The organism is Anoxybacillus sp. CHMUD, from assembly GCF_013096965.1.
GTDB lineage: Bacteria > Bacillota > Bacilli > Bacillales > Anoxybacillaceae > Anoxybacillus > Anoxybacillus kestanbolensis_A.
On sequence record NZ_SDLG01000016.1, the window covers coordinates 47,067 to 55,017 of the forward strand.

A 7,951-nucleotide genomic window follows, 5' to 3' on the forward strand; every position below is an offset into this window, starting at 1 on the left:
GGCCTCCCTTTCGTTACATCAATTTTACTTTTCCTAAAAACTCCGCCAATACTTTCGCCATTTCGGCGCGCGTCATATGGCTCGTAGGATCAAAGCTTCCATTATCTCGTCCTTGCATGACTCCTGCTTGGTATACTGCTTCAATCGCCTGTTTTGCCCATGGTGGCAATTGTTTTGCATCGCGGAAATCTGTTACCTTTTTCGTTTTGTCGTTTGTTGCTTCATTATAGCCAACAAACGAAAGTTTCAATGCTCGCTCGATCATAACAGCTGCTTCGGCGCGTGTAATCGGCTCATTTGGTGCAAACGTGCTTAGCGTCTTTCCTTGAATGATACCTAGTTTGACTGCAGCCGCTAATTCACCGTTTTTGTTAAACCATTCTGTTCCTTTTACATCAGCAAATCGACCGTCATATGTTTCACTAGGCAACGCGAGGGCACGCACAAGCAATACGGCAAATTGTGCACGCGTCATCGGTTCATTTGGTCGGTACGCCGTCTCTGTTACCCCGCGAACGAGCTGTTTTGCTGCCAACGAATCAATATACGGCTTCGCCCAATGTTGACCGACATCCGCAAACGTCGTTGTTCCTTCGACAACAACATACGTCGAGTTCGTTAACGACTTCGCTACCGCTTTTTGATCGACGAACGTTGTCGGTACTGGAGTCAATGACCCATCATCGTTTACGCGCACAACTACCGCGCGATTTGGCTGAACAGGTTGTTTGAGCGCAATCTCTCGCTCGACATATTGAGTAAAGCGATCAATAGCTTGTTCCTTTCCATTTGCTTTTGCGACAACGTGGAACTGTACCGCATCAGACAACGTTTTAACCCGTAATTGTGGCGCATCTTTTACTTTCATCTCGATGGAAATGCTTACTTGATCTACCGTCGTTCCGAGCTGTTTAGCCACTTGATCTACTGCTTGCTTCACTTCTTTTGCTGGCAATTTATACACCGCTTGTTCACTCGCACTAACAATCGGCGCATCGGATTGCTTATTCGCTGCTTGAACAAACAACGCCGCAGGTACGTCCACTTTTGTTGCTACATCTTTAACGAGCGAACCTGTGGAAATGACGACTTGTTTCTTTTCATTCGAAAGTTCGTTGACAATCGTTGCGATATCGTTCGACGAAACGGCAGCAACTTTTTCAACAACTTTTCCATCTCTCTCTTTCACTTCCACTTTCGGCTCAACAACAACTGCACCTTTTTCTGGTGTTGTGCCACTTCCTGGTGTTGTACCGCTTCCTGGTGCTGTGCCGCTACCTGGTGTTGTGCCATTACCCGGCGTTGTACCGCTTCCTGGTGTTGTGCCACTTCCTGGTGTTGTACCGCTGTCTGGCTGCTCAGTTAACACCCCTTCACGTAATTGCTTCGTTTCAATGTTTAACACATAACTTTTCGTATTTTTCGCAATGGCTCCACCGTCATTTTTGAAAATATTCGCCTTGCTTTCTTCAGAAGGCTCAATATGGATAGCTACTTCTTTTTGGTTTGCATTCGGTGTGAACGTGTACGTAAATGACATATCATCGTGAATCGTTACACGTTCTTTATTGATCGTGAGCACACCGCCTTTAATGGCGTTTCCTTTTATCGTGACGCGATCGCCATCTTTTTTCACTTCTTCAATAACGACAGGCATATCGATCCAACGTAAAATGTAATCTTGAATGATCATTTTGTTATTGCCTTGATTTTGTACCGTAACTTTTAAATCCGTTCCGATTGCGCCATAGCCATAATAGCTAACATCATCATCTGTTTGATCATCACGTGTATGATCAGCTAATCCTTCTTGATCCCATGAGCTACCCTTTACATACTTATAAGTAATTGTTTCGCCTTCTTGAAGCTCCGTTGTAAACTCCCAATCCGGTGTTACCGCTCCACCACGCGTCATTTCCCAAGCTCCTGTGTTCCAACCGTTCAAGCTGTTTGGAATAGTAATGCGCGTATCTAACGGCGTGTAACTAGGCGCTCTCACTTTAAACGTCACTTGAACCATAACGATGTTCGGTGTTACTTCCACCGCATTGGATTCGACAACATTTCCTGCTCGGTCGTACAGTTTTACGACATATGTGTACGTTTTTCCGTTTTCTACATCATAATCTGTAAATGATGTGCTAATCGTTGTTGTCGTATGAATCACTTGACCGTCGCGCTCAATGACTACCATATAAGCATCATGATCATCTCTTTCAGTAAACGACCATGATAAATTTACTTGACCAGATTCGACATCTGGTTGCAAGAGCTGAATGCCCTTTGCTGGTGCTTGTCGATCTGCCTCATTTGCAGCGAGTGTAAACGTTTTTTCTTCTGTATACACCCAACTGTCACCGAGATTTGTTGTAAAGCCGTAACGATACGTGTACGTTCCCGCTTGCAACGGAGTGAAAGAAGCACGGAATACGTTTGCTTCACCATCTTGACGATCATACACTGCTTGTATGTCTTCCCACTTGTCACTATTCGGTCTTTTCACTTGTAATACAGCTTCTAAACCGTCCGCTAAGCCGTGCTTTGTTACATCATCAATGCGCACTTTCGCCTCAACAACGATCGCTTTTGCCAAGTCCAAAACACCATCGCTTACGATGTCCACATGTACAATATGCTGCTTATCTAAAGGATAATGTGGCACGACGCGATTCGTTTCTACTTTAGCCGACTCATTTCCGTTTTCATCAACAGCTGTAACAGCAAAATAATACGCTGTTCCATTTTTCAGACCATCAATGATAGCCTTTTTCTCTTTCGTCTCTTTCACGAACGTATAACCTGCACCTTTTAACGTGGATTGATAAATGCGATAAGTCGGTGCATCCCCTTCCCACATTAACTCCACTTGTCCAACGCCTGCTGTCGCTTGAACATTTGTTACTTTATTCGGAAGAGCAACAGTTGCTTCTCCAAATAACATTCGACCGTCCATTGCTGGAACACGTAATGTGACTGTTCCATTTGTTACGGTTACATCATATGAATCATGTAGTTCATCTACTAATTTGATGCCATTTGGAATAAGTGAAGCGACATCCAATTCAGCCGTTTGTTCACTATTGCCGCGGTTTACCGCAATAAGCGCAACATCTTTTTCGTACTGACGGGCAAAGACGTATACATCACCTTTCGCATATACTGTCTCAATTGTTCCTTTCGCTAATACATCTTGATGCTTCGTGCGAATCGCACCTACTTTTTGATAGTGTGCAATGAGTTGCTCGTCCTCACTTCCCCACGGATACGTACGACGATCGTCCGGATCCTTCGAACCTGTCACTCCTGCTTCATCACCATAGTAGATTGTCGGCGCACCTGGATAACCCATTTGTAAAATAGCAGCGAGTTTTAATCGCTTTTTACCGAGTTCTTCATTATAATTCGGATCAAGTTCAGCACGTTCGTATGAATCCGTTCCGTTTCCAAGTAAGAAAACAGCGCGTGCCGTATCGTGTGAACCAATTAAGTTCATGAGCGCATAAAAAGCTTCTTCCGGATAATCTTCACGAATAGCTGTTAAACGCGCATCGATTTCCTCTGCTTTACCGTTTCGTAAAAAGTCTAATACAGCTCCGCGGAAACGGTAGTTCATGACTGAATCGTATTGATCACCAAGGAAGTATTTTGATGCATCATCCCAAATTTCACCGAGAATTAACGGCTGTTGTCCGTTTTTGAGCGTTGGCCCACGGTCATAGTCACCTTGCAATAACTCTTTACGAAACTCACGCCAAAACTCCGTATCCACCTCATTAGCTACATCTAAACGCCAACCGGATGCTCCGCGCGTAATCCAGCTTTTGGCGACGGAATCTTGCTCGTAAAAAATGTAGTTTGCGAGTTGCTCATTGTTTAATTCGCTCGCATACGGTACTTTCGTTCCAGAAATAGACTTAAATTCTGGTAAACTATCAAATCCCCACCACGATTGATATTTGTACACACCGTTTACTTTTTCGTTTTCAATGTTGAACCATAAGTGAAAACCATATGGGCTAAACTCTTGTCCTTCATCTTTAAACTTTTGTTCAACTTGAGCACGAGCTTGTTCTTCTGATAATCCTTTTTCATTCATCAAATCATACACAGCCGACCAATATTCGTATGCTCCGACGGTTGGATATTTTCCATAGCGGTCAAAATAAATGGAATCGTCTGATACGTGATTAAATACACCGTCTAAAATTAAGTGCATACCACGAGATGCAACCGCTTGCACAAATGATTGAAATTCTTCAGGCGTTCCAAACATTGGATCAAGCTCTTTGTAGTCATTCGCATCATATTTATGGTTTGACGGCGCTTTAGCAATCGGGTTTAAATATATCGTATTAACCCCAAGAGATTGTAAATAATCTAGCTTTTGTTCAATTCCTGCAATATCTCCACCGAAAAAGTCGTTCGACCAAATGCCGTCCCCATCATATCCAGCCGTTCCTTTCATGCGCGGATTGTCAGGAAGCTGAGACCATTCACGATGTTCAATTGGTTCATTTCCTCGCGCATTCGATTTAGCATCGTCATTGTTTGGATTGCCATTAAAGAAACGATCAGGGAAAATTTGATATACAACCGCCTGTTTCATCCAATCTGGCGTTTTATAGTTTGGATCATATACCGTCAACTGGAACAATTCTGCGTTTTTATCTACCGCTCGTCCCCATTGACCTTCTTGTGTATCCTCACCATACTCTGCTTTAGCTGCACCGTCCATCGCGATAAATTTATAGCCATATAACCCTTTTTCTTCAGGAGTGAATGTCGCTTCCCAATATTCATCGTCTCCGATCACTCCTACTTTGCTCATCTCGTACAACTTCGCCGTTCCTGTCGTTGTATTCTTCACATACACGTTCGCTTTCGTTACATCGCCTTTTTTCGCAGCTAAACGTAACGTCACTTCCGTTCCTGCTTTCACTGCTCCAAACGGCTGACGATATAAAGAGTCCCACGTATTATGCTTTAAACGATCTTTGTCAACGTTTCCATCCGAACCTGTTGGACTGTAGTCTGTATATAACTCCTTTGTTTTTGCGTTAAAGAAGAACGTAATTGTCGTTTCTTCTAACACGTTTAATTTAGCATTATCTTGAGGATAATTTTCATCCCAACTATTCCCTAACGTCACTTTAAATTCATAGTTTCCTTTTGGTACACGAGCAGTAAATGTGTAAATGAAGTCGAAGTTATTATCGACTAAAAATGCACTCGACGTCCCTGGCGTCCAACCATTGTCTTCTTTTTCATAGCCGATCGCAGGCAAAATCGTTCCGACTAATCGTGGCTGTTTTTCTTTTGGAATCGGCGTATACCACGTTGAATCAGCGATCGCATGAGTACTATCGTGGTAATAGAACGTTACTTCTGTCTCTTTTTCAAGCGTGAAAGAAATGTTTCCACCGTTCCGTCCACCTGCACCATAGTTTTCATCCCAGCTTCCGTTTATGGCGATTTTGTATTCATACGTACCTGCTGGAAGCGTTCCTGTGAATGTGTACAATCCATTGCCTTCATGCGTCATGATCGTAGCAGTCGCTTTCGGATCCCATTCACTTGTATGTCCAAATTCATCTTGTAAGTTCCCAACAAGCGTGATGGTTCGTTGTTGTTCGACAGGTTGACCGACTACGACAACGCTATTTTTTCCGCCATATCCATCATCTGTTTTGTTGTTATTTAATGGATCTGTCATCCAATTTTCGTCTACAACAAACTTGTACATATACGTTCCATTTGAAAGCGTTTTTGTTACTGACCAAATATGATCGCTTTCTTTCGTCAATTCAATCTTTTTCTCACCATCTGTTTGCCAGTCATTAAACGATCCGACCAGCAAAACAGACTGCTCTTCTCCCGTTCCAACGTAGCGAAACGTCACATCGTTTCCGTTGACAACAGGGCTTTGCACTGGTTCATTTGCGCGAACGATTGCGCTAAATGAAAACAACTGTGCAAAAAGCAAAAAGATTGAGAAATAAGCGACATACTTTCTCCATCTTCCCTTCACCATTTGCTCCTCCTTTATTTAAATTTTCTTTCGAGTGAAACCGTTTGCACAAAGGGGTATAGTAAAGGGGTGACAAACGGCCCCACTTACTAAGTATCGTACATAAAAAAAGAAGAAATTTCAATAAAAATTTTTTTGAATTTTTTGTGTATTTATAATACTCTCATTCGCCATGATCATAAACCTTCCTTCTCTGCTCGATATAAATCGTCTAGCAAATGATGCAACAAATACAAATCCGTAATACGATCTACTTTATTTTGCATCGGTTTACTTTCCAACCCTAATCTTGCGCTTAAATATTTTTTTATTGCCTGCTGGCTTTCATTGATTCTCGCTCTTTCTTCCGCCATTCGAATCACTCGCACCATACTTAACACCGTTACAGAAAACTTACAAGACTGTTTCCTTCCTTGTTCATCGCGCCCGATTTCGCGAAAAGCTACTCTCGTTACGCGCCTCGACAGGGTTGAGGTGGATATAGCGACTGACTTCTAACATCCCTGCGTCATCGTCAATGAGTTTACTGAAATAACGCTTTTCAAACACATGACCGGTTAATCCGTAACGTGTATTGTAATAATTGGCGTATCGTTTGTTAATCAGTGCCATGACTTTGGAAATGGATTGTTGTTGCGAACGAAGCTGCAGATGGAAATGATTCGTCATGAGGCAATACGAAGCAATTTCAAACGGAATGTTTTCATGAAGCTGTTCGAGGATATACAAAAACGCGCGGAAACCATTCGCTTCTTTAAACAATGGATCACGCCGATTCCCACGGCACACAATGTGATAAAACAAATGCGGCACCCATATCCGCCTTGCCCGACCCACACTTTTCACCTCACATGAATTTTCTTACATATCCCTTCGACAAAAACAGCGAAAATCCTGCATCAAAAGAAAAATTTCTCTCTCTGGACGACTGGCACGTAACCACGTTCGCAACAAAAAACAGAGAGCCACTCAATGACTCTCTGTCTCTATCAATCTTCGACAACCTTCGGGGCGTGGCAGGCATGCTATCCCATTTCCATGAAGAATTTTTGTAAACGTTCCGCAGCCATTCGATATGCCTTTTCTTTATCACGAGGACCTATCGCAATTATTTCCATCCTTATCGGCTGTCCTTCAACCGGGCGATAAATAATTCTAATATTTAGTGACTTCGACTTAATCTTTGCAAAACCATGCAAGTCCCCATGTAACGATTCAGCAATTCCATCCGGCTTAAATAGGGGACCTTGCTTTGCCCTTCTTAAAATTTCTAATAAAATGGTTTGTCTATGTCCTTTATTAATCGCTTTAATATCCTGCTTTACATCCTCAACAAACCTCAGTTCAACATTATATTTTTCTAAAATAATCTCCTGCAAATCTTCAAGCGTTTTCACATCAATCTTCCTCTAATAATTTCATTAGTTCGTTTACATTAATATCCTCTTCATCAAAAATATCTGATAAAGTTTGATTTACAGGTTTATTCTTACGTGCATATGCCTCTTCCATAACAATTTGGTCAAGTGCTTCTTCTACAACTTCTTTTATTTGAAGCAACTGCTCAAAATAATCTATATCAACAACTACAGCCAGTGCATTTTTCTTTTTTGCATTTTGAATAACAAATACTTCATCTGAAACTCCATTTGAAAAACGATCCAGTATCTCTGATAATTTTTTTGTTCTAGAAAGATCCGTAACACTTAAAACATTCGTTTTCAAAAAATTCAATGTGTTTGTGTTGGCAATAGGATATTGTTCTTTTGTCAATGTATGAACACCCACTTTCCATCCTCCCTCTATAAATGTTGATATATCAACGGTTGTAGCCGTTTCAGGGGTGTCAAAAAAATATTTTTCGACAAAGTTTCTAACATTATTTCTTAAATATGTGTATATCTTACATTGACGGGGTACGCT

5 protein-coding genes are annotated in these 7,951 nt (G+C 41.8%); all 5 read right to left on the bottom strand.

Going from position 1 to position 7,951, the window contains the following annotated elements; all coding sequences use genetic code 11:
* Positions 1–13 precede the first annotated feature (13 nt).
* Positions 14–6,028, bottom strand: a complete 6,015-nt coding sequence (locus ETB99_RS10920; RefSeq protein ID WP_171700594.1) for a pullulanase X25 domain-containing protein — start codon at positions 6,026–6,028, stop codon at positions 14–16.
* Between the two features lie 176 nt (positions 6,029–6,204).
* The gene (locus tag ETB99_RS10925; protein ID WP_253263618.1) at positions 6,205–6,399 is read right to left on the bottom strand and encodes a hypothetical protein; all 195 of its coding nucleotides are present in this window, start codon (positions 6,397–6,399) and stop codon (positions 6,205–6,207) included.
* 46 nt (positions 6,400–6,445) lie between these two features.
* Positions 6,446–6,865, bottom strand: a complete 420-nt coding sequence (locus ETB99_RS10930) for a transposase (RefSeq protein ID WP_171700595.1) — start codon at positions 6,863–6,865, stop codon at positions 6,446–6,448.
* 188 nt (positions 6,866–7,053) lie between these two features.
* A complete protein-coding gene (locus ETB99_RS10935) occupies positions 7,054–7,425 on the bottom strand; it encodes a type II toxin-antitoxin system RelE family toxin (RefSeq protein ID WP_091705275.1) in 372 nt (123 codons plus the stop codon).
* A gap of 1 nt (position 7,426) precedes the next feature.
* The coding region (locus ETB99_RS10940) for a hypothetical protein (protein ID WP_253263619.1) at positions 7,427–7,951 on the bottom strand (525 nt) is incomplete at its 5' end.

What these genes read in the sequence shown, in the direction of transcription:
- ETB99_RS10925 (WP_253263618.1), bottom strand. Translation starts at nt 6,399, where the DNA reads ATGGTGCGAGTGATTCGAATGGCGGAAGAAAGAGCGAGAATCAATGAA.